This is a genomic window from Amycolatopsis sp. CFH S0740, assembly GCF_004522315.1.
GTDB classification, from domain to species: Bacteria; Actinomycetota; Actinomycetes; order Mycobacteriales; family Pseudonocardiaceae; genus Amycolatopsis; species Amycolatopsis nivea.
Map to the genome: position 1 here is coordinate 80,245 of NZ_SDLS01000005.1, position 23,989 is coordinate 104,233.

Sequence of the window (23,989 nt, forward strand, 5' to 3'; positions counted from 1 at the left end):
GATCCGATCGACGACCCATGAATGCTGCCTGGCTACCGCGGTGGAGTGCGCAATGCGTGAGAGTGACAAGAATCGGGAATCCGGCTTCGCGGAGCGGCTGACGCTTCTGCCGCCGGCGGACCGCGCGGGGTTCCTCGCCGACGTGGTCCACGACGCGACGCGGGCGGCGCTGCAGGCCGCGCTGCCTGAGGTTCCGGCCGTCCTCGACCCGGAGAAAGCGTTCTCCGACCACGGTTTCGACTCGCTCGCGGCGGTGGAGCTGCACGCGCAGCTGACCGACGCGACCGGGCTGGAACTGCCGGTGACGCTGGCCTTCGACTATCCGACCCCGGCCGCGGTCGCCCGGTTCCTGCACGCCGAGGTGTTCGGCGCGGAGGAGTCCGTCGCGGCGCTGGCCGGCGGTGCGGCGGACGACGAACCGGTCGCCATCGTCGGCATCGGCTGCCGCTACCCGGGCGGCGCGGTGTCGCCGGAAGCGTTGTGGCAGCTGGTCGCCGACGAGGTGCACACGATCTCCGGCTTCCCGACCGACCGCGGCTGGGACCTCGACAGCCTGTACGACCCGGACCCCGACAAGCCGGGCAGCAGCTACGTCACCTCCGGCGGATTCCTGCCCGGCGCCGGGGAATTCGACGCCGGGTTCTTCGGCATCGCGCCGCGCGAAGCGTCCGCGATGGACCCGCAGCAGCGGCTCGTGCTGGAGACCGCGTGGGAAGCGTTGGAGCGGGCCAAGATCGACCCGTCCGCGCTGCGCGGCACCCCGGCGGGCGTGTACATCGGCGCGGAGGCGCAGGAGTACGGACCGCGGCTGCACGAAGCTCCCGACGGCCTCGACGGCTACATGCTCACCGGCAACGCGCCCAGCGTCGTCTCCGGTCGCGTCGCTTACGCGCTCGGTCTGGAAGGGCCGACGCTGACCGTCGACACCGCTTGCTCCGGTTCGCTGGTCGCGCTGCACTTGGCGGTGCAGGCGTTGCGGCGCGGGGAAACTCAGCTCGCGCTGGCCGGTGGTGTCGCGGTGATGGGCGCGCCGGGCACGTTCACGGCTTTCAGCCGTCAGCGTGGTCTCGCGGAAGACGGCCGGTGCAAGGCTTTCGCGGCCGCCGCGGACGGCACTGGGTTCGCCGAAGGTGTCGGTGTCCTGGTGCTGGAACGGCTTTCCGACGCAGTCGCGAATGGACACACGGTGCTCGCGGTGGTCCGCGGGTCGGCGATCAACTCCGATGGCGCGTCGAACGGCCTTACCGCGCCGAACGGTCCGTCGCAGCAGCGGGTGATCAAGCGTGCGCTGGCTGACGCTGGTCTGGAAGCGTCCGATGTGGACGCTGTTGAGGCGCACGGAACCGGCACCCGGCTCGGCGACCCGATCGAGGCGCAGGCGCTGCTGTCCGCCTACGGTCAGGACCGCGAGACGCCGCTGCTGCTCGGGTCGATCAAGTCGAACATCGGCCACACGCAGGCCGCGGCGGGTGTCGCTGGCGTGATCAAGATGGTCGAGGCGATGCGGCACGGCGTGCTGCCGAAGACGCTGCACGTGGACGAGCCGACGCCGCACGTCGACTGGACCGCGGGTTCCGTCGAGCTGCTGACCGAGCGGCGGGAATGGCCCGCGAACGAACGTCCGCGCCGCGCTGGCGTTTCGTCGTTCGGTGTCAGCGGGACCAACGCGCACGTCATCATCGAGCAGGCTCCGGCTGTCGAGGCTGTGGAAACTACCAGCGACGAGCTGCCGGTCGTGCCGCTCGTTGTCTCGGCGCGCAGCGAGGAAGCGCTGAAGGCGCAGGCTGCCGCGCTGGTGTCCACTGTGGAATCCAGCAATCTGACTGACCTCGGCTTCTCGCTTGCCACCACCCGCGCCGCGCACGACCAGCGCGCCGTGGTCGTTGCGGAGAATGTCGCCGAGGCTGTGCGCGGGTTGCAGGCGCTGGCGGCGGGGGAGCAGGACCCGAACGTCGTCCTCGGCGAACGCACTCCGGGCAAGCTCGCGATGCTGTTCACCGGACAGGGCTCGCAGCGCCTCGCGATGGGGCGTGAGCTGTACCTGGCGTACCCGAAGTTCGCCGAGGTCTTCGACGAGGCTGTCGATCACCTCGACGTGCAGATGGAAACCCCGTTGCGCGACGTCCTCTTCGGTGACAACGCCGAGGAACTGAACGAGACGCAGTACACGCAGTGCGCGCTGTTCGCGGTCGAGGTCGCGCTGGCGCGGCTGCTCGAATCGTGGGGCGTGCGGCCGGACATCCTGCTCGGCCACTCGATTGGCGAACTGGCCGCCGCGCACATCGCGGGCGTGTGGTCGCTAGCCGACGCGTGCCTGGTCGTCGCCGCTCGCGGAAGGCTCATGCAGGCCTTGCCGGAAGGCGGGTCGATGGTCGCCATCGCGGCGACCGAGGACGAGGTCCAGCCGCTGCTGGGCGACCAGGTCAGCCTGGCCGCGGTGAACGGTCCGACGTCGGTCGTCGTCTCCGGCGAGCGCGAGGCGGTGGAAGCCGTCGTGTCGGTCTTCCGCATGCAGGGCCGCAAGATCAGCGAGCTGCGCGTTTCGCACGCGTTCCACTCGCCGCTGATGGAGCCGATGCTGGCCGAGTTCCGCGAGATCCTCGAGGTGGTCGAGTACGCGGCCCCGGCGATTCCGGTCGTCTCGAACGTGACCGGCCGGATCGCGACCGCCGAGGAACTCTGCTCGCCGGGATACTGGCTGTGGCACGTCCGCCGCGCGGTGCGGTTCGCCGACGGGGTCCAGGCGCTGGTCGACGCGGGCGTGACGACCGCGATCGAGGTCGGTCCGGACGCCGTGCTGTCCGCGATGGCCGCGGGCACCAGCGACGCCATCGCGTTCACTCCAGCGCAGCGCCGCGACCGGCCCGAGTCCGTCACCCTCGCGACCGCGCTCGGCCGTCTGCACACCCGGGGCGTGGCGATCGACTGGACCGCGTTCTTCGGCGAGGCGCAGATTGTCGACTTGCCGACGTATGCCTTCCAGCACAAGCACTACTGGCTCACCGCGCCGACCGGCCACGGCGACGCGGCCGACCTCGGTCAGCTGGCTTCCGGACACCCGCTGCTCGCCGCCGAGATCGGCTTGGCCGGCGACGACGGCCTGGTCCTCACCGGTCGCGTCGCACTCCGGACGCACCCGTGGCTGGCCGACCACGCGATCGCCGGTACCCCGGTCCTGCCGGGCACCGCGTTCGTCGAGATGGCATTGCACGCCGCCGCGCAGGTCGGCTACGGCGTGGTTGACGAGCTGACGCTGCAGGCCCCGCTCGCGCTGCCGGAGACCGGTGGTGTCGCGCTGCAGACGCTGGTCGGCCCGGATGTCGACGGCCGCCGCACGATCGAGTTCCACTCCCGTCCCGACCACGACGCCGACGCGGCCTGGACCCGGCACGCCGTCGGTGTCCTCGCCGCCGGTCCCGTGGTCGAGCCCGCGCCGCGAAGCGAATGGCCGCCCGCTCGTGCCGAAGTGGTCGCGACGAACGAGCTGTACACCGAACTGGCCGAGCAGGGTTACGGCTATGGCCCGCTGTTCCAGGGCTTGCGTACCGCATGGAAGCGCGATGACGTCGTGTTCGCCGAGGTCGCGCTGCCCGCGACTGGGCGCGACGCGGCGTTCGGCGTCCACCCGGCGCTGCTCGACGCGGTTCTGCACGCCACGGACTTCGCCCCGGGCGAGGCGCGCGAGCCGGACGAGATTCGGCTGCCGTTCGCGTGGACCGGCGTGCGGCTGCACGCTTCGGGCGCGACCGAGGTCCGGGTGCGGATCACGTCCCCGGCCACCGGCGGCGTCTCGATCGACGTGACGGACGTGGCCGGTACGCCGGTGCTGTCCGTCGAGTCGTTCCGCTCGCGGCCGGTCCGCGAGGCCGACCTCGGCACCCAGGCGCGCGACCTGCTGTACACCGTCGAGTGGACCCCGGTCACCGGTGCGGCCGAGCTGCCGTCGCTGGCTTCGCTGGGTTCGATCAGCGGTTTCGACGTTCCGGTGGTCGACTCGCTGGTGTCGCTGGTCGAGGTGCCCGAGGTCGTGCTGCTGCCGGTTTCCGTGCCGGGCAACAACATCGCCGCCGCTGCCAAGCAGACCGCGCACCGCGTCCGGACTGTGCTGCAGCAGTGGCTGGAAGGCGACCGCTACGCCGGTGCGCGCTTGGTTGTCCTGACCCGCGGCTCGCTGGCCGACTCCGCCGTCCGCGGGCTGGTGCGTTCGGCGCAGGCTGAGCATCCCGGTCGCGTGGTCCTGGTCGAGGGCACCGCCACGGCGGCGACCCTGGCCACCGCGCTCGGCTCGGGCGAGCCCGAACTGCGCATCGACGGCGACACGGTCTCGGCCGGTCGGATGGTCCGGCTCGTGGCCGAGGCCGGGGAGTCGACCTGGCGTTCGGACGGCACCGTGCTGATCACCGGCGGTACCGGCGGTCTCGGTGCCCAGGTCGCGAAGCACCTCGTGACGAAGCACGGCGTCCGCAGCCTGCTGCTGCTCAGCCGTCGCGGGATTGACGCACCGGGTGCGGCGGAGCTGGTCGAAGAGCTGGCCGAGCTGGGTGCGACCGCGAAGGTGGTCGCCTCGGACGTCAGCAAGAAGCGTTCCCTGTCGGCGGCGATCAAGAAGGCCGAGCACCCGCTGTCGGCCGTCGTGCACACCGCTGGCGTGCTCGACAACGCGATGATCGGTTCGCTGACCGCCGAGCAGCTCGACGCGGTGCTGGCCCCGAAGCTCGACGCGGCGTGGGCGCTGCACGAGCTGACCGCGGAGCTGGACCTGTCGGCGTTCGTCCTGTTCTCCTCCTCGGCGGGGCTCGCCGACGGTGCCGGGCAGGCGAACTACGCCGCTGGCAACACCTTCCTCGACGCACTGGCCGAGCACCGGCACGCCGCTGGCTTGCCCGCGACGTCGCTGGCGTGGGGGCTGTGGGCTCCCGACGCCGGTCAGGCGATCGGCATGGGCGCGACACTGTCCGAAGTGGACCGCAACCGCATCGCGCGGCTGGGCCTGGCTCCGTTGACCGTGTCGGAAAGCCTTGCCGCGCTTGACGCCGCGCTCGGCACCGGGGTTCCGACGGTGGTGCCGACCCGCGTTGACCGCGCTGCCCTGCGGTCGCGTGGCGAGGACGTTCCGGCCGTGCTGCGCGGGCTCGTACCCGCCGGCCGCCGCCGGATCGCGGTCGCCAGTGGGGAGGTCACGCCCGAGCAGCAGTTCGCCGAGCGGTTCGCGCACCTCGCCGAGGCCGACCGCGACCGCGCGCTGCTCGACCTGGTCCGCACGCACGTCGCGGCCGTTCTCGGCCACGACAGCGCGGACGCGATCAGCCCGGCCCGCCCGTTCGGCGAGATCGGCTTCGACTCGCTGGCCGCGGTGGAACTGCGCAACATCCTCGACTCGGTCACCGGCATGCGGCTGCCCGCGACGCTGGTGTTCGACTACCCGACGCCGCGCGCGCTCGCCGAGTACCTGGCGTCGCGGCTCGCCGGGCTGGCTCCGACTCGCACGATCACTCCGGTGACCACGGTGGACCCGGAGGAGCCGATCGCCATCGTCGGCATCGCCTGCCGCTACCCGGGCGGCGTCGAGACGCCGGAAGACCTGTGGCGGCTCGTGTCGGAGGGCGAGGAAGCGCTGTCCGGCTTCCCGGTCGACCGCGGCTGGAACGTCGACTCGCTGTACGACCCGGAGCCCGGCAAGCCCGGCCACTCCTACGTCAAGCACGGTGCCTTCCTGCACGACGCGGCCGAGTTCGACGCGGACTTCTTCGAGATCAGCCCGCGCGAGGCGGCGGCGATGGACCCGCAGCAGCGGCTGCTGCTGGAGGTGTCCTGGGAAGCGTTTGAGCGCGCCGGAATCGACCCGGTCGGCCTGCGTGGCAGCGCGACCGGTGTGTTCGCCGGCGTGATGTACCACGACTGGGGCACCCGTCTCGGCACGGTTTCCGACGACATCGCGGGCTACCTCGGCAACGGCAGCCTCGCGAGCGTCGTGTCCGGTCGCGTGTCGTACGCGCTGGGGCTGGAAGGCCCGACGGTCACCGTCGACACCGCGTGCTCGTCGTCGCTGGTCGCGCTGCACTGGGCGGTGCAGGCGCTGCGTCGCGGCGAGTGCACGCTGGCGCTGGCCGGCGGTGTCACCGTGATGTCCACTCCGGACACTTTCATCGACTTCAGCCGTCAGCGCGGGCTTTCCGCCGACGGCCGGTGCAAGGCGTTCGCCGAAGCGGCGGACGGCACCGGCTGGGGCGAAGGCGCGGGCATGCTGCTCGTCGAGCGGCTGTCTGACGCACGTCGCAACGGGCACCCGGTGCTCGCGGTTCTGCGCGGCTCCGCGGTGAACCACGACGGCGCGTCGAACGGCCTTACCGCGCCGAACGGTCCTTCGCAGCAGCGGGTGATCGCCAAGGCGCTGGCTGACGCTGGTCTGCAGCCGTCCGAAGTGGACGCTGTCGAGGGCCACGGCACCGGCACGACGCTGGGCGACCCGATCGAGGCCCAGGCACTGCTGGCCACCTACGGGCAGGACCGTTCCGAGGACCAGCCGCTGTGGCTCGGGTCCATCAAATCCAACATCGGCCACACGCAGGCCGCGGCGGGTGTCGCGGGCATCATCAAGATGGTCATGGCCATGCAGCACGGCCAGTTGCCGCAGACGCTGCACGTCGACCGTCCGTCCACTGTGGTCGATTGGGAGACCGGCGCGGTCCGGCTGCTGACCGAGTCGCGCGAGTGGGACGTTGACCGGCCGCGCCGCGCCGCGGTGTCCTCGTTCGGCATCAGCGGCACGAACGCGCACGTCATCCTGGAGCAGGCGCCGGCGATTCCGGTCGAGCGGCCTTCGGAGACGCAGACGATCGTTCCGGTCGCGCTGTCCGGCCGGTCCGCCGCCGCGGTGCGCGGACAGGCGGCGCGGCTGCGTTCTTGGCTGGCTGAAGGCGTTTCCGTCGCGGAGATCGCGCGTTCGCTGGCGGCGACGCGTGCCTCGCTCGAACACCGCGCGGTGGTGGTCGCCGAGACCGCCGGAGAACTCGCCGACGGACTCGACGCGCTGGCCGGCGGAGACGCGCCGACCGGTCAGATCGTGGACGGAAAGCTCGCCTTCCTGTTCTCCGGACAGGGCGCGCAGCGAGTCGGCATGGGACGCGAGCTTTACGACGCGTACCCGGCCTTCGCGACCGCGTTCGACGCGGTGTGCGCGGCAATCGATCCGCTGGTCGACGTGCCGCTGCGGGACGTCGTGTTCGGCACCACCGAGCTCGCCGACCGCGGCCTGCTGGACCAGACGCAGTACACCCAGACCGGGCTGTTCGCGGTCGAGGTCGCGCTGTTCCGGCTCGCCGAATCGTGGGGCTTCCGGCCCGACGCGCTCGCCGGGCACTCGATCGGCGAGCTGGCCGCGGCTCACGTCGCGGGCGTGCTTTCCCTTGCGGACGCGGCAAAACTGGTCGCCGCACGCGGCCGGTTGATGGGTGCGCTGAACGACCGTCGCGGCGCGATGGTCTCGCTCGCCGCGACCGAAGAGGCGGTCCGGGAACTGCTGCGCGGCCACGAGGACGAGGTCAGCATCGCGGCGGTGAATGGTCCGGCCGCCGTGGTCGTCTCAGGCGACGCGGACGTGGTCGCCGAGATCGAGCGAGCCGCTGGCGATGTCCAAACGCGACGGTTGCGCGTGAGCCACGCGTTCCACTCGCCGTTGATGACGCCGATGCTCGACGAGTTCCGCGAGATCGCCGCCGGGCTGACCTACGAGGCGCCGAAGATCCCGATTGTCTCGACGGTTACTGGGAAACTCGCCACCGACGACGAACTGCGTTCGCCGGAGTACTGGGTCAACCATGTCCGCGAGACCGTCCGATTCGGTGCCGCGGTGACGACGCTGGCGGAGAGCGGTGTCCAGACGTTCCTGGAGATCGGGCCGGACAGCGTGCTGTCCGCGCTCGGCCAGCAGAGCGTCGACGCGGAGTTCGTCCCGTTCGGACGGCGCGACCAGGACGAGGTGCGCACCGCGCTCACCGCGGCCGGTCGCCTGCACATCCGCGGCGCGGTGAAGCTCGGCCCGCTGCTGGGCGACGGTCCGGTCCGGCTCGACCTGCCGACGTATGCCTTCCAGCACAAGCGTTACTGGCTCGACGCGACACCGTCCGGCGATGTCACTTCGGTCGGTCAGCAGCCGCTGGCGCACCCGATGCTGGGCGCGGTCGTGGCACTGTCCGGTTCGGACACCACTGTCCTCACTGGACGGTTGTCCGCCTCGTCGGTGCCGTGGGTCGCCGACCACGTGGTGAAGGACGCGATCCTGGTGCCTGGCACCGGATTCGTCGAGCTCGCGGTCGCCGCCGGTGACCAGGTGGGTCACCCGACGGTGGAGGAGCTGACGCTGCAAGCGCCGCTCGTCCTGTCGCCGGACGGCGCGGTCGCGCTGCAGGTCGTGGTCGGCCCGGCGAACGGCGACCGCCGCCCGGTCACCGTATTCTCCCGCCCGGTCGAATCGGACGGCGACTGGACCCAGCACGCGCTGGGCACGCTGTCCGCGGCTGCCCGGCCGGAACCCGCTGGCCTCACCGAATGGCCGCCGGCGGGCGCGACCCCGATCCCGGTCGAGGGCGCGTACGAGCGGTTGAACGAGCGCGGCTACGGCTACGGCCCGGCGTTCCAGGGGCTCACCGCCGCGTGGCGACGGGGCAACGAGGTGTTCGCCGAGGTCGCGCTGCCGGAACCGGCCGCGTCCACGGCGGGTTCCTACGGCCTGCACCCGGCGCTGCTCGACACCGCGATGCACGCCGACCTGCTCGGCGACCCGAGCGGTTCGACGCTGCTTCCGTTCGTGTGGAACGGCGTCACGCTGCACGCGGTCGGCGCTTCGGTGCTGCGGGTGCGGATCGTGCGGCTGGACGGTGACGAACTGTCCTCGATCGAGGTCGCGGACGGCGAAGGCAACCCGGTAGCTTCGGTGGAATCGCTGGTCTCGCGGCCGGTGCGGACCGAACTGGCCGCGCAGGCGGAGATCACGGACGGTTCGCTGCTCAAGATCGGCTGGCAGTCCGTGCCGGTCCCGGCCGCGGAGCCGGGCGACGTCGTCGCGATCGGCCGTGGCCGAGTCGGCGTGGCTGCCACTTACAGCGGGTTCGCGGACCTGCTCGGAGCGGTGGACCGCGGCGAGCCGGTGCCCGGTCTCGTGACGCTCTCGGTGCCTGCCGCGGAGGGCGCGGTGCCGGAAGCGGCACGGGCCAACGCGACCTGGCTGCTCGCCGAGATCCAGGCGTGGCTGGCCGAAGCACGGCTGACCGACACGAAGCTCGCCGTCATCACGCAGTCGGCGGTCTCGGCGGGTGAGTCCACTGTGGACGTCACCCAGGGCCTGCTGTGGGGCCTCGCCCGGGCGGCGCAAGCCGAGCACCCCGGACGCGTGTTCCTGATCGACGCGGATGCGGACACGAAGGTCGAGACGATCGCCGCGGTGGTCGCCTCGGGCGAGCCGGAGTCGGCGATTCGCGCTGGCTCGGTGCTCGCTCCGCGCTACACCCGCACCGAATCGACCGGCACCACGGCGTGGGACGGCACCGTCCTGATCACCGGTGGCACCGGCGGTCTCGGCAGCCTGCTGGCGCGCTACCTGGTGGCCGAGCACGGGGTGCAGAGCCTGGTGCTCACCAGCCGTCGCGGGCTTGACGCACCGGGTGCCGCGCAGCTGGCCGAAGAGCTGACCGACCTGGGCGCGACCGTCCAGGTGGCGGCCTGCGACGTTGCCGACCGCGAGGCGGTCGAGCAGCTGATCAACGGCCTGCCGGACCTCGGCGCGGTGGTGCACGCCGCCGGTACCGCCGACAGCGGCGTCTTCGACTCGCTCACCGCGGAGCAGCTTGCCGCGGTCCTGCGGCCGAAGGTCGACGCGGCCTGGCACCTGCACGAGCTGACTGCCGACCGGCAGCTGTCCGCGTTCGTCATGTTCTCCTCGGCGGGCGGCCAGGTGCTGCCGGCCGGGCAGGCGAACTACGCGGCGGCGAACGCGTTCCTCGACGGGCTCGCCGAACACCGGCGCGCGGCCGGGCTGCCGGCGACCGCGCTGGCGTGGGGTCTGTGGGCAGAGAACACCGGTCTCGGCGGCGACCTCGCCGAAGCCGACCTCGCCCGGATGGCCCGCCTCGGCCTGCCCGCGGTGACCGCGGAGCAGGGGCTCGCCCTGTTCGACGCCGCCGTGGCCACCGAAGACGCGGTCATCGCGCCGCTTCGCGTGGACGTTCCGGCACTGCGGGCGCGCACCGACGAACTGCCCGCGCTGCTGCGTGGTTTCGTGCCGCCGAAGGCGCGTCGCGTGGCGAAGGCGGCCAAGGCGGCGGACAACGCGCTCGCCGACGAACTGGCCGCGCTGGTCGAAAGCGAACGGGACCGGGTGCTGCTCGACCTCGTCCGCACGCAGGTGGCCACCGTGCTCGGCTACGCGGACAAGTCCGAAGTGGACGGAACACGGGCGTTCAAGGAGCTGGGCTTCGACTCGCTCGCCGCGGTCGAACTCCGTAACTTGCTCGGCACCGCGACCGGCCTCACGCTGACCGCGACGCTGATCTTCGACCACCCGACCGCCAAGGCCGTCGCGGACTTCGTCAAGGGCAAGCTGCTCGGCGCGGTCGCGAAGACCCCGGCGACGACGGCCCGGACGAACGCGTCGATGCAGGAACCGATCGCGATCGTCGGCATGGCCTGCCGCTACCCCGGCGGCGTCCGGTCGCCGGAGGACCTGTGGCAGCTGCTGGTCGACGAGGTCGACGCGGTCTCCGGCTTCCCGACCAACCGCGGCTGGGACATCGAAGGCATCTACGACCCGGAACGCGGCAAACGCGGCAAGACCTATGCCAACCAGGGCGGCTTCCTGCACGACGCGGCGGAGTTCGACCCGGCGTTCTTCGGCATCGGACCGCGCGAGGCGATGGCGATGGACCCGCAGCAGCGGCTCCTGCTGGAAACCGCGTGGGAGGCCATCGAGCGCGCCGGGATCGACCCGACCGTGCTGCGCGGCAGCCTGACCGGCGTCTTCACCGGCGCGATGTACGACGACTACGGCAGCCGCGCCCCGGGCGCTCCGGCCGACGTCGCCGCCTACATCCCGAACGGCAGCTCCGGTGCGGTCGTCTCGGGCCGCATCTCCTACCTGCTCGGCCTCGAGGGCCCGAGCATGACGGTCGACACCGCGTGCTCGTCCTCGCTGGTCACGCTGCACCTCGCGGTGCAGGCGCTGCGGGCGGGGGAGTGCGGACTGGCGCTCGCCGGCGGTGTCACGGTGCTGTCGCAGTCGGATCTGTTTGTCGACTCCAGTCGCCAGGGCGTGCTTTCGCCCAACGGACGGTCGAAGTCGTTCTCGGCGGCTTCCGACGGTGTCGGCTGGGCTGAGGGCGCGGGTCTGCTCCTGCTGGAGCGGCTGTCCGACGCACAGCGCAACGGCCACGAGGTGCTCGCGGTGGTCCGCTCCAGCGCGGTCAACCAGGACGGTGCGTCCAACGGTCTGACCGCTCCGAACGGCCCGTCGCAGGAACGCGTGATCCATGCGGCCCTCGCCGCCGGTGGTCTGCAGCCGTCCGATGTGGACGCTGTCGAGGCGCACGGTTCGGGCACGAAGCTGGGCGACCCGATCGAGGCGCAGGCGTTGCTGGCCACCTACGGCCAGGACCGCGACCGGCCGCTGTACCTGGGTTCGGTGAAGTCGAACATCGGACACGCGCAAGCGTCCGGTGGTGCGGCTGGCGTCATGAAGGTCGTGCAGGCGTTGCGGCACAACATGTTGCCGAAGACGATGCACGTCGACGCGCCGTCGCCGGTCGTCGACTGGACCACGGGCAATATCGAGCTGCTCACCGAACCGCGGCCGTGGGTGCGCAACGGTCACCCGCGTCGCGCCGGCGTCTCGTCCTTCGGCATCAGCGGCACCAACGCGCACATCATCATCGAGGAGGCACCGCCCGCTCCGGCCACCGAAACCCGGCGCACCGCACCGGAACTCCCGGCGATCCCGTTGCCGCTGGCCGGTTCGGTCGCATCGGCGCTCGCCGACCAGGCCGCCCGGCTGGCTGCGCACCTGCGGGCCAACCCGGACGTCAGCCTGACCGACATCGGCTACTCGCTGGCCACCGGTCGCGCCGCGCTCGACCACCGCGCGGTGGTCCTGGCGGCCGACCGCGAAGCGGCGCTCAAGGCGCTCGACGGACTGGCCGACGGCCGGACCCCGGCGGGCACCGTGGCCGGGACGGTCAGCGCGGCCGACCTGACGGCGTTCCTGTTCACCGGACAGGGCGCGCAGCAGCCGGGCATGGGACGCGGGCTGTACGAGGCGTTCCCGGCCTTCGCCGGAGCGTTCGACGAGATCTGCGGGCTCTTCGACGCCGAGCTGGAAACCCCGCTCAAGCAGGTGATCTGGGAAGACTCGCCGCTGCTCAACCAGACCGCGTACACGCAATGCGCGCTGTTCGCGATCGAGGTCGCGCTGTACCGGCTGGTCGAGTCCTGGGGTGTGACGCCGGATTACGTCGCCGGGCACTCGATCGGCGAACTCGCCGCGGCACACGTCTCCGGAGTGTTCTCGCTGGCCGATGCCTGCTCGCTGGTCGCCGCTCGCGGCCGGCTCATGCAGGCGTTGCCGGCCGGAGGCACGATGGCGGCGATCGCGGCCACCGAGGACGAGGTGCGCGCCTCGCTGCCTGACGGGGTCGACATCGCGGCGGTGAACGGACCGCGTTCGGTGGTCATCTCGGGTCCGGAAGCGGCGGTGCTCGCCGCCATGGCGACCTTCTCCGACGCTGGTCGCCGGACGAAGCAGCTGGTCGTGTCGCACGCGTTCCACTCGTCGCTGATGGAGCCGATGCTGACCGAGTTCTCGGTGGTGGCGGAGAAGCTCACCTACTCCGCGCCGTCGATCCCGGTGGTGTCGAACGTGACCGGCAAGATCGCGACCGCCGCCGAGTTGTGCTCGCCGCACTACTGGGTGGGCCACGTGCGGGAGGCCGTCCGGTTCGCCGACGGCGTCAGCACGTTGCTCGCCTCGGGCGTGACCCGGTTCGTTGAACTGGGTCCGGACGCAGTGCTCACCGGGATGGCCCGCGAATGCGACACCGCGGTCGCCGACCGGCCGGACCGGGTCGTCCAGGTGCCCGCGATGCGCCGCGGCCGGGCCGAGGTGCCGACCGTGTTCACCGCGCTGGCCACGCTGTTCTCCCGGGGCGGGAAGATCGACTGGAAGGCGCTGTTCGCCGGCCAGGGTGCGTTCACTGTGGACCTGCCGACCTACGCGTTCCAGAACAAGTCGTACTGGCTCGACGCGACTAAGCCGACTGGTGACGTCACCACTTTGGGCGCCCAGTCCGCCGGACACCCCCTGCTGGGTGCGCTGGTGGAACTGCCCGATGGCGGCGCGGTGCTGACCGGACGGCTGTCGGTCGCGACGCAGCCGTGGCTCGCCGACCACGTGGTGATGGGGCGGACGATGCTGCCCGGCACCGCGTACGTCGAGCTGGCGATGCACGCCGGCGACCAGGTCGGTTGCGACCTGCTGGAGGAGCTGACGCAGCAGGCACCGTTGTTGCTGCCTGAGGACGGGGTCGACCTGCGCGTGGTCATCAGCGCGCCGGACGGCAGCGGTCGCCGGGAGCTGTCGGTGCACTCGCGGACCGAGGCGGGCTGGGTTCAGCACGCGGCGGGCACGTTGGCCAATGGCGCGGCTGCGGACTTCTCGCTGAGCGAGTGGCCGCCGTCCGGTGCCGAATCGGTTGACCTGACCGGGTTGTACGACGACCTGGCCGACCTCGGCTTCGGTTACGGGCCGACGTTCCGCAACCTGCGGGCGATCTGGCTGCGCGAAGGCGAGGTGTACGCCGAGGTCGCGCTGCCGGAAGGCACTGCGGCGAACGAGTTCGGCCTGCACCCGGGCCTGCTCGACTCGGCGCTCGGCGCGACGGACTTCCTGATCCCGGGCGGTCCGAAGGCGTTGACCGAGACGACGATCCCGTTCGCGTGGAACTCGGTGTCGCTGCAGGCCAGCGGCGCGACCGCGCTGCGGGTACGGGTACGGAAGACCGAGAGCGGTTCGTCGCTCGACCTGGCTGACGCCGCTGGTGCTCCGGTCGCTCAGATCGCTTCGCTGGTCACGCGGCCGGTGTCGGAAGGCCAGCTCGGAACGAAGGTGCCGGACTCGCTGTACCGGATCGAATGGCAGCCCGCTTCGGGCGTGCGGCTGGTGCCTTCGCTGGACGGCTGGGCTGTGCTCGGCACCGACGATCTCGGTCTGGGCGTGCCGCTGAAAGCCGAGCCGGTCGATGCGGAGGTGCTGGTGCTGCCGGTCGGCTCCGGTACCGGTTCTGTTCCGGCGCAGGTGCACCAGATCGTGCAGGACACGTTGCGGCACTTGCAGAACTGGCTGTCGATCGGGGACGGCAAGCTGGTCGTGGTCACTCGCGATGAGCTGGTGCAGGCTCCGGTGTGGGGTCTGGTGCGGGCTGCGCAGGCGGAAAACCCGGGCCGGATCCAGATCGTGGACCTCGACGCTTCGCCTGCGTCGGCCCGGGCACTGCCCGCGGTCGTGGCCTCCGGCGAACCCGAAGCCCGGTTGCGGAACGGCGAGGTGCGCGTGCCGCGGCTGACCCGGGTCACCGAGGTTGGCGAGCCGGTCGACTGGGACCCGAACGGCACGGTGCTGATCACCGGCGGCGCGGGCCTGCTCGGCGGACTGCTGGCCCGGCACCTGGTCGCACGCGGTGCCCGTGACCTGGTCCTGACCAGCCGCCGCGGTCTCGACGCGGCGGGGGCGCGGGAACTGGTCGACGAACTGGCCGGCGAGGGCGCGAAGGTGACGGTCGCCGCGTGCGACGTCACCGACCGGGACGCGCTGGCGAAACTGCTCGACACGCTGCCGCGGCTCACCGCCGTGGTGCACGCGGCCGGGCAGATGGACAGCGCGGTGCTGAGTGCCTTGACACCGGAACAGGTCGAGAACGTGTTGCGGCCCAAGGTCGACGCGGCCTGGAACCTGCACGAGCTGACGGCAACTCGGGACCTGGCGGCGTTCGTCCTGTACTCCTCAGCGGGCGGTCTGCTGCTCGCTGCCGGACAGGCGAACTACGCGGCGGGCAACGTGTTCCTGGACGCGCTGGCCGAGCACCGGTCTTCTCTCGGCCTCCCGGCGACGTCACTCGCGTGGGGCCCGTGGGAAGGCACCGACGGCGAAGTCGACCTGGCACACATCGCCCGGTCCGGGGTCGCGGAACTGTCGGCGGCTGAGGGTCTGGAACTGTTCGATGCTGCCCTAGCTGCTTCGTCGGCGGCATTGGTGCCGGTGAAGCTCGACCTCAAGGACGCGGACCGGGCGTCGGCCCTGCTGAAGGGCCTCGCCACTAGCGCCCCGCGGCGGGCAGCGGTTGCCTCGTCGGCGTCGGCACAGCCGGAGGCCGGGTTCGCTGACAAGCTCGCCACGCTCCCAGCGGACGAGCGAGACTCGGCGGCGCTGGACTTGGTGCGCGAGCACACGGCGGCGGTTCTCGGGTACGACGACGCTTCAGCGGTCGGGGTTGAGAAGGGCTTCACCGACCTGGGCATCGATTCGCTAGCCGCGCTGGAGCTCCGCAACCGGCTCGGTGCCGCGACTGGACTGCGGCTGCCTGCGACGTTGATCTTCGACTACCCGAGTCCGTTGCCGCTGGCTCGGCACCTCCTGGAGGAGCTGGCACCTGCTGCTGCGGAGGAAGCCGTCGAAGAACTGAACGGCACTGACGAGGCGGCAGCTGCGGTGGCTTCGATGGATCTGGCCGACCTTGTTCGGTCCGCGATGGGTGGTGCCGAGGAGTCGGGTGAGTCTCAGTGATCGGTAGGTGCGCTTCTTTGGCTGGGCCGGTTGTCGCGCTGCTGTGGCTGGTTGGGGTGGATAGCTAACGGTTCTGTGCGGCCAGTTGGTGCTGGTTGTCTGGCAGCCCGTGTCGATCGAGGTGATCGGCACGGGCTGCTGGCGTTCCTGGCGGGGCGCGACCTGCCTGGCTTGGGGCGACCTGCCAGGTCTGGCCTATCTTGCCCTGCATGGTCCGCTCGAACGAAGGCGGTTTCCTTTGCGCGGCTCTCGATTCCGAGCCGGAGTTCTTCGGCATCAGCCAGCGTGCGCTAGAACCAGCCATTCTCCGACGTGGCGACACGTGCACGCGTCGTCCGGCGTGCGCGCGGAACTCGTTCTTCGGGTCGGAAACCTCGACGTAGCCCGCGACTTTGTCCGGCTGCTCCGCCTCGTAATGCATCGGGACCGCGTACTGGGCGACGAGGATTTCCGCGGCTGCGGCGGCCTGCATCGGGTCCATCGCAGCGGGCAGCGGACTCGGCGGCTGGAGGTGCGGCGCGTCGACCACCGCGCCGTTGGCGGGAATGAACACCGCGTCGAACGGGCTGAACCGGCGTGCGATGAGCCACCAAGAACCGTGGAAGATTGTGTCGCCGCCGTGGAAAACGGGTTGCCGTCGGCCTCGACTGCCCAGTTCAGCTGCGGGTCGCCCAATCCGTCGACCGCGAGGAGCGCGGTGACGCGGAACGGCTGCGCGCGGTCTGCGCCAAACTCGGTGGCCTGTCTGGAAGAACCGCTGCTTCCCGGCGGCTGCCTGATGACTGCGGCGCTCACCGAGTACGACGGTCGTCCCGGCCGGGGCCGCGCGATGCGGTGGCCGAGGTGTGGTCGCGCTGGCGGGAACAGTTGCGCGCCGACTTGACCGCGGCAGTGGCGAGCGGTGAGTCGCCGGGCGCCGGGAGGGGGCGTTCGGGTCGGAGGGCTGAGCTGCGGATCGGCCCAGGCCAGCTCAGGCCTCGCCGGTTACGACTCGGTGGCCATGCCCAGGGAGCACAGGGAGCCGGCCAGGGCGATCAGGTCGTAGCGGGTGTCGTCTTCGTTCGTGTGCCACAGGGCGGAGAGGGTGCTTGCTGCCCGGTCGACGTCGCCGTTGTGCTGTTTCAGGGCGATCCACATCGCAGCGGCTACCGGCTCGCACTCGATGTGGCGGTGGGAGGTGCGGCAGGTGAGCTCCAGGTGGCCGTTGGAGAGCATGCGCTGGGTGACGCCGGGGGCGGTGGTGATTGCCATCATGATGGCCTCCTGGTTGAGAGGGGGTGTTTCCTTGATGTACCTAGTTTCTCGGAAGGGGGCTGCCGGGACCATGGGGTGTGCTCCTGAAGCTTCCCTGGGGTTTACCCACCCTTATCCCCGGTAGATCCCTGGTTGTCAGCGGGTCAGGGTTGTGGTGTGCGGGCGCGGCAGGGGCACCCGGGCCTTGGTGGGCGGGTGGGAGCGGTGGCTTCATCGCCCTCGCGCGCGGGCTCATGCTGTGGCTCGCAAGGGGGTGGGCGGCGGGTTGTGGGCGGTATTGCGGAGCGGTTTCTGCTCCGGATCGAGGAGGGACGGCGGGATCCAGTGGACGGTGCCGTCGTGGAGGGCGATTTTCCAGCCGCTGTGGTGGAGGAGGCGGTGGTGGCGTTCGCAGCACGAGGCTAGGTTGTCCAGGTCGGTGGGGCCGCCGTGGGCCCAGTGGACGATGTGGTGCGGGGTGGTCCACTTTGGACCGCGGTCGCAGCCGGGGAAGGTGCAGCCGCGGTCGCGGATTGCCAGGGCCCGGCGCTGGGCGTTCGTGGCGGTGCGGGCGGAGCGGCCTAGGTCGAGGACCTGGCCTTCGGTGCCCAGGACCGCGGGGTAGACCTTGGCGTCGCACAGGATTCGGCGCAGGTCGGCGGCGGACAGGACGGATTCGTCTCCTGTCACGACCGTTTTCGCGGTGCCCTGCAGGGTTTCCAAGTCGACCGTCACGGTCGCGACTGCTCGTTCGCCGGCTTTGGCGGGCAAGTCCGGGGTGCGGGCGGCCAGGTCGACGATCGCGGCGAGGGCGTCGCCGTGGCGTTCGGCCGGGGTGCGGGGGTCGGGGGTGTCGGGTGCGGTCGCGGGGTCCGGCGCGGCCAGGGGGACGAGCAGTTGTTCGATCAGGGTGCCGGTTTCGTGGTCTACGTTGCCGCTGAAGCGGAAACGGCCGCTCTGGGTCCACTGCCAGCGGAATTCCCGCCAGGGGCGGGCGGCTTCCTCGGGCCGCGGGTCCGAGTCGGGAACCGAGTCCGGGTCAAGGTCGTGGTCCACATCAGGGTAGGCGGGATCGCTGTCCCAGTAGATCTTCAGCCGGGTCGCGGCGCGGCGGACGATGCTGGGGTTGGCCTGCGTCGCGAGGGTCACCAGGGTGTCTTCGGCGACGGTGTAGTCCTCGGGGGTCAGCCACCTCGGGGCGGCGGCGAGGAATTCGGCGATGACCGCCGCGTGCTGGGCGGTGATTTCACCCGCGGACAGGGCTTTCCAGGTCAGCGGGAGGGTGCCGGTGGCTTGGGCGAGCCGGGAGCGGGCCTCGCGCGCGGTTACGTGCAGGATCGTCGCCAGGTACGACGACGTCGAGGTGTAGCCCTCGGGCAGGGCGCCGCGCGAGTGCAGTTCCCGGATCGTCTCCAGTTGCGCGGCGTAGGCGATGTTCTGCTGTCGTTGGGTGGTCAGGAGTCTGGTGGTCAGGTCCCGGTCTGACAATTGCCAGGCGGGGAGCGTCGCAGTCGTGCTCACCTCACAATTCAATCGAACGCGCGTTCGATTACGCTATAGCTCGAAGTGGTCAACCCGTACTGCCGACGCAAGGCGTCCAAGATCACTTTCCGGAGCCAAAGCCCTGTCGCAGCAGCGGAAATCTGCCACTCGCCTCCAGGCGAAGGCCAACAGAGGCCAGAGCAAAAGCGACGCTTGGTAATCGTGATCACCTGATTGAGTGACTTTAGATCGCGGTTGGCTGGGCTTAGGGGGCGGCTGCGACCGTGGTACCCGCAGGAAGATGACCGTTGGGTCGAGGAGCTTGCGATGGGCGTGAACTGGGGGCAGAACCGCCGCACCGAGCCGAATGAAGCAGTGTCCCTTCTCGAGGGCTTGCTGATCGAATGCGATGCGGGGGCAGGAGACACGGTATTGGTCGGCGGAGGACCGGCCAGCGGGAAAACGCAAGTGCAGAACCAAGTGGTGGCGCGGGCCCGTGAACTGGGCGTTCTCACGCTCACCGCGGCGGGTGCGGCCGACGAGCGCGACGTCGACGGAGGTGTGCTCGACCAACTGCTGGCCAGCCCGGCATTGCCGCGAGAAACACTGGCCGCCGCGGACGGCGAGGACCGGATCGCCGCGTTGTGCAGTGCCTTGCACCGGTTGGCGCGAGAGCGGTCGCTCCTGATCGCGGTCGACGATCTGCAGCACGTGGACGAGACGTCGGCGCGGTTGTTGCTGCGGTTGCAGCGGCGGGCGCGGTCGGCGGGGATGCTGCTGGTGCTGACGCAGCCGGACGGCTGGTATTCCGGCGAGGGCATGACCTTCGCCGCGCAGCCGCACCGGTACGTGCATCTCACGCCGTTCACCGTGGAGGCGATCGCACAGCTGGTCCCGGACCACGGCGAAGCTGAGCGGATCCACGGACTGAGCGCGGGAAATCCGTTGCTGGTCAGCGCTTTGGTCGACGCCCGCCGTAGCTCGGTGGACGACGGACCGGCGTATTCCGATGCGGTGCAACGGCTTCTGCATCGCTACGGTTCGCCGCTGCGGGAGGTGGCGACAGCGATCGCGGTGCTGGACACCGACGTCACGACGGACGCGGTCGCGACAGTCGCGGGCGTGGACCCGGTCGAGGCGGAGACGTCCGCGGGGTTGCTCGTGGAGACCGGGCTGGTCGACGGTGTGCGGTTCCGGCAGCAGCCGGCCGCGGCGGCGGTGGTCGGCGGGTTGCGCGGGTCCGAGAAGGTGCAGCTGCACATCCGGGCCGCTGAGGTGAAGCACGCACGCGGGTTGCCCGCACCGGAGGTCGCGCGGCATCTCGTGGCGGCGGGCGAAGCTCAGGCGGAGTGGGCGTTGCCGGTGCTGGTCGCGGCGGCGGAGCAGGTGATGCTCGGCGACGACGTCGACTTCGCGACCCGTTGCCTGCAACTGGCGGCATCAACGACTACTGCGTCGTGGGAGCAGCAGATGATTTCCCAGATGCTGGCCAAGATCACCTGGCGGGTCAACCCGGCGGCGGCCGCTCCGCATCTCGCGGCGTTGTGCGAAGGCGCTTCGCTCGACCAGTCCGACCGGATCGCGGTGGTGCGCCAGTCATTGTGGTTCGGCGACCGGGAAACCTTCGAATCCGCGCTGGTCCGGCTGGGCGACGACCTCGAGCCGCTGCACCCGCGGACGGCTGCCGAGCTGACCCTCGCCGCGCATTGGCATTACGGCACGGCTCCGGAGTTGTCGGTCGACGCCTCGGATCCCTGGATGCGCACGGCGAAAACGCTCGCGTCGGTCTGGCAGGTCGGTGGCAGCGAAGAGACTTCGGTGTGCGCGGAACGGATTCTCCAGAACTGCCGACTGTCCGACACCTCGCTGGAAGCGCTCTCCACCGCGATTCTCGCTCTGGCATATGACGGCAAGGCCGACCGCGCGGAAGGCTGGTGCACGTCGCTCGCCGAGGAGGCGGAGTACCGCGGCGCGGTGACGTGGAAGGCGATGCTTGACGCGATCGGCGCGAGTCTTCTGCTGCGTCGCGGCGAACCGGCCAGCGCGGCGGAGGCGGCGAGCCGAGCGCTCGCGCTGCTTGACGAACCGAACTGGGGCGTCGCGATCACGTATCCGCTCGCCACGATGCTGACCGCGCACACCGCGGCAGGCGCGTTCAAGGCCGCGGCTGGGGTGTTGCGCCACGCGCTGCCGGAATCGGTGTTCACGACGCTCGGCGGGGTGCGGTTCCTCCGGGCGCGCGGGCAGTTCCATCTGGCCACGAACCGAGGGCTTTCCGCGGTGAGCGATTTCCAGCAATGCCAGCGCATTCTCCGCGAAAGCGACCTCGACCTGCCCGCCGTCGCACCGTGGCGGACCGACCTCGCCGAGGCGAACCTCCGGCTGCGCAACCCGACCCTGGCGGTCGAGCTGGCGAAACAGCAACTGGCGGACACGACGGACTCGTTCTCGCAGGCGGTGGCGCTGCGGGTGCTGGCGTTCGCGGGCGACGCCGGCGCGCGGTCCGGTTTGCTGAACCGGGCGGCGGAGGCGTTCAAGGAATCCGGCGACCGGCTCGAACTGGCCCGCACCGTCCGCGCGATCAACCAGCTCGGCCAGCGCGCGGAACGCTCGGCAGGCCTGGTGAAGCCGGTGCAGGTGCCTCGACAGCCGTTGCGCCCGCTTGCGCCTCGTCCGGTGGCGTCGAGACCGGAGCCGCCGCGCGCGGATCCGGAGGGACCTGCGGCGACCGCGTTGAGCGACGCCGAACTGAGGGTCGCGGAACTCGCGGCACACGGTCGGACCAACCGTCAGATCGCGGAAACGCTGTACATCACGGTGTCCACAGTGGAGCAACACCTGACCAGGGTGTACCGGAAACTCGGCGTCGCCGGGCGGCGGGGGCTGGCGGGCGAACTGGCCGGTGCCGGACAGTGACCGAAAAGCTGACGGAAAGCGTGCCGGAGAGCCTGACCGAATGCGGGGCGAGAGTGCTGACCGAGGTCGAGCTGCGGGTCGCGGAACTGGCCGCGCAGGGCACGCCGGTCGGGGTGATCGCGGAGGTACTGGGAGTGTCCGCGAACACCGCCGCCAGCCACCTTGCCGCCGTCTACGTTAAGCTCCGGAACGCGTGAAGGGCCTCTCGCGCGAGATCCGCGAGAGGCCCTTCACCGGGGGCGGGAACGGGTCAGGATCGGCGGTCGGCGACCACCGCGGCGATGATGTCGTCCAGCGAGCGCGTCGGCACGAAGCCGATCTGGTTGTACGCGCGGGTGCAGTCGGGGATGCGGCGCTGCATGTCCTCGTACCCGTCGCCGTACGCCTCCTCGTACGGCACCTTCGTGATGGTGCTGCTCGAACCGGTCGCGCCGATCACGCGCTCGGCCAGCTGGGAGATGGTGGTCTGCTCGTTGCTGCCGAGGTTGAACACCTTGCCGTACGCGGAATCGTCGGCGAGCAGGTCCGCCAGCGCGGGCACGACGTCGTGCACGTGGCAGAAGCAGCGGGTCTGCTGCCCGTCGCCGAACACGGTGATCGGTTCGCCCGCCAGGGCCTGGGTGACGAAGCGGGGGATCACCATGCCGTAGCGGCCGGTCTGGCGCGGGCCGACCGTGTTGAACGGCCGCACGATCACCGTGCGCAGGCCGTGCTCGACGGCGTACAGGTGGGCGAACGTCTCGTCCAGCGCCTTCGCCTCGGCGTAGGACCAGCGGTTCTTCAGCGGCGACCCGATGATCCGGTCGTCGTCCTCGCGCAGGCCGTCCGCGGTGTTCTTGCCGTAGATCTCGCTCGTCGACGCGACCAGGATCGGCACGTCGTGCCGCAGCGCCGCGTCGAGCATGTTCTCGGTGCCGTGCAGGTTGGTGCGGAGGCTGTCCATCGTCTTGTCGAGGATGGTGAAGACGCCGACCGCGGCGGCGAGGTGGAAGATCGCGTCGATGCCCGCCATGCACGATTCGACCGCGTTCGGGTCGGTGATCGAGCCGCGCACGAACTGGAAACCGGGGTGCCCGGCGACGCCGGCGAGGTTGTCCAGGGTGCCGGTGCTGAGGTTGTCCAGCGCGACGACCTCGTCGCCGCGGGCCAGGAGGTGTTCGGTGAGGTGGGAGCCGATGAACCCGGCGCCTCCGGTGATGAGGTAACGCACGTTAGTGTCCCTTTCTCAGTTCGTGAAGAGCGCGGGGTCGAGGCGGTAGGTGGCGTCGATGACGGTCGGGCAGTCGGCGAGCCATTCGTAGTCGTGGCCCGGTTGGATGGTGTGGATGAGCGCGACGTCCCAGTCCTCGCCGTCGGGCTCGGGGACGGTGTCGAGCGAACCGCCGGTCACGCGGACGTTCGGGACCAGCGGGTCGTAGTAGCCGACCTTCGCGCCCTTCGCGGCGAGCAGGTCGATGATGTCGAGGGCGGACGACGAACGCACGTCCTGCACGCCGGGCTTGTAGGTCACGCCGACTACCAGCACGCGCGTACCCGCCATGCCCTTGCCTTCGCGCGACAGTGTGTTCAGTACGCGGTCGACAACCTGCTTCGGCCGCTCCGCGATGGCGTGCATCGCCTGGGTCACCAACGGCGCGTTGCTCTGCGTCGCGCGCAGCTGCCACAGCAGGTAGTGCGGGTCGCAGGGGATGCAGTGGCCGCCGACGCCGGGGCCGGGGTGGAAGGCCATGAAGCCGTACGGCTTGCTCGCCGCCGCGTCGATGACCTCGATCGGGTCGATCTCGAAGCCGTCGCTGATCTCGGCGAACTCGTTGGCCAGCGCGATGTTCACCGCGCGGAAGGTGTTCTCGTACAGTTTGGTCATCTCGGCCGCCTCCGGCGAGCTGACGCAGTGCACGCTCGGGGTCAGCACGTTGATCACGCGCTGCGCCATCGCCGTGCACACCGGGGTCACGCCGCCGAGCACGCGCGGCGTTTCGGCCTGGGTGTGCGTGACGTTGCCCGGGTCGATGCGCTCGGGGCTGGACGCCACGAACAGGTCGCGGCCGATGGTGAATCCCTTGGCCACCAGCGGTTTCACCAGCAGCCGGTTCGAGGTGCCGACGTAGCTGGTCGAGGTGAGGATGAACGTCTGGCCGCGGCGGGCGTTCGCGACCAGTGCCGTGCACGCCGCCTCCAGCGGGCCGAGGTCGGGCATCAGGTACTCGTCGAGCCCGGTCGGGACGCAGACCAGCACCGCGTCGGCGTCGGCCATCCGCGCGGAATCCGTGGTGAGCTGGAAGTCCTCCTGGTGCACGGCTTTCTCGAGCCGGCGGTGGTCGGCTTCGATGAGGTCGACCTCGCCCGAGCGGATCGAGTCGAGCCGGTTCTGCGACAGGTCGATGCCGATCACGCCGACGCCGCCGGCGTGCAGGCCGAGCGCGGTCGGCAGGCCGACGTAGCCCATCCCGATCACGGCGACCGACGTCAGCTCGTTCCGTTCGGCGATGGTCTCGAATTCAGCGACAGTACTGGTCATTCCTGGTCACCCGTTTCTGG

General features: G+C 70.7%; 7 protein-coding genes and 1 pseudogene. 3 read left to right on the plus strand and 5 right to left on the minus strand.

Annotated features, from left to right (window positions below; translation table 11 throughout):
• Positions 1-79: 79 nt before the first annotated feature.
• Positions 80-15,820 (plus strand): annotated as a pseudogene (locus EIZ45_RS10985) (SDR family NAD(P)-dependent oxidoreductase); the annotation flags it as partial.
• 64 nt (positions 15,821-15,884) lie between these two features.
• On the opposite strand, the gene EIZ45_RS46765 reads toward EIZ45_RS10985, so the two are convergent.
• The 3 genes from EIZ45_RS46765 to EIZ45_RS11005 form a co-directional block, all read right to left on the minus strand.
• Positions 15,885-16,373 (minus strand): hypothetical protein, encoded by a 489-nt coding sequence (locus EIZ45_RS46765; protein WP_240690835.1) that lies wholly within the window; start codon positions 16,371-16,373, stop codon positions 15,885-15,887.
• A gap of 431 nt (positions 16,374-16,804) precedes the next feature.
• Entirely contained in the window at positions 16,805-17,074 is a 270-nt protein-coding gene (locus tag EIZ45_RS11000; RefSeq protein ID WP_200864450.1) for a hypothetical protein, read from the minus strand.
• 231 nt (positions 17,075-17,305) lie between these two features.
• The gene (locus tag EIZ45_RS11005) at positions 17,306-18,574 is read right to left on the minus strand and encodes an HNH endonuclease signature motif containing protein (RefSeq protein ID WP_134667392.1); all 1,269 of its coding nucleotides are present in this window, start codon (positions 18,572-18,574) and stop codon (positions 17,306-17,308) included.
• A 288-nt stretch (positions 18,575-18,862) separates the two neighbouring features.
• On the opposite strand from EIZ45_RS11005, the gene EIZ45_RS11010 reads away from it, so the two are divergent.
• Both EIZ45_RS11010 and EIZ45_RS11015 read left to right on the plus strand, forming a co-directional pair.
• Positions 18,863-21,451: a LuxR family transcriptional regulator gene (locus tag EIZ45_RS11010; RefSeq protein ID WP_134667391.1), complete on the plus strand. Its 2,589-nt coding sequence runs from the start codon at positions 18,863-18,865 to the stop codon at positions 21,449-21,451.
• Positions 21,448-21,648: a LuxR C-terminal-related transcriptional regulator gene (locus EIZ45_RS11015; protein WP_134667390.1), complete on the plus strand. Its 201-nt coding sequence runs from the start codon at positions 21,448-21,450 to the stop codon at positions 21,646-21,648. The genes EIZ45_RS11010 and EIZ45_RS11015 overlap by 4 nt, the downstream gene beginning before the upstream one ends.
• 53 nt (positions 21,649-21,701) lie before the next feature.
• Here EIZ45_RS11015 and EIZ45_RS11020 read toward each other — a convergent pair whose 3' ends face one another.
• Complete coding sequence (locus EIZ45_RS11020) at positions 21,702-22,661, minus strand: NAD(P)-dependent oxidoreductase (RefSeq protein ID WP_037810563.1); 960 nt, start codon at positions 22,659-22,661, stop codon at positions 21,702-21,704.
• A gap of 15 nt (positions 22,662-22,676) precedes the next feature.
• The gene (locus EIZ45_RS11025; RefSeq protein WP_134667389.1) at positions 22,677-23,969 is read right to left on the minus strand and encodes a nucleotide sugar dehydrogenase; all 1,293 of its coding nucleotides are present in this window, start codon (positions 23,967-23,969) and stop codon (positions 22,677-22,679) included.
• Positions 23,970-23,989 lie beyond the last annotated feature (20 nt).